The organism is Blastococcus sp. MG754426, assembly GCF_021699055.1.
GTDB lineage: Bacteria > Actinomycetota > Actinomycetes > Mycobacteriales > Geodermatophilaceae > Blastococcus.
The window spans coordinates 1-581 of sequence record NZ_SSXC01000178.1 but is presented as its reverse complement, the minus strand read 5'-3'; the positions used below and the strand labels follow the sequence as shown (position 1 = coordinate 581).

The 581-nt window shown below is 74.4% G+C and carries 1 rRNA gene; it reads right to left on the bottom strand.

What is annotated here, in order from left to right:
- Positions 1–483 precede the first annotated feature (483 nt).
- Positions 484–581: ribosomal RNA gene (gene rrf / locus E9549_RS22875) — 5S ribosomal RNA — on the bottom strand; the annotation flags it as partial.

Sequence of the window (581 nt, the reverse complement as noted above, 5' to 3'; positions counted from 1 at the left end):
GTCACCCTGCGGGCGACGGTCCTGCCAGTCCCCACGCGGGCGCTCCGCACGCTGCGGCCGGTCACCCTGCGGGCGACGGTCCTGCCAGTCCCCACGCGGCCGCTCCGCACGCTGCGGGCGCTCGCCCTGCGGGCGGCGGTCCTGCCAGTCCCCACGCGGCCGCTCCGCACGCTGCGGGCGCTCGCCCTGCGGGCGGCGGTCCTGCCAGTCCCCACGCGGGCGCTCCGCACGCTGCGGGCGCTCGCCCTGGGATCCACCACGGGGGGCGGCCCCGCCAGTCCGACGATCGCCCTGGGGTCGCGAGCCACGCGACGCCGGCCGCCCCCGCCCGGAATCGGACCCGCCGGGGCCACGTCGCGGAGCAGTCATGATTTCGATTACCTCTTTGCTCGACGCCGCACACAGCCCGAACGGCCGGCGGCGGACATGGAAAAAGCGAACGGGGGTCAGAGCAACCGCTCTGACCCCCGTTCGGTGAAGTATGTCCGGCGGCGTCCTACTCTCCCACCCCGTCTCCAGGGCAGTACCATCGGCGCTGAGAGGCTTAGCTTCCGGGTTCGGAATGTTGCCGGGCGTTTCCC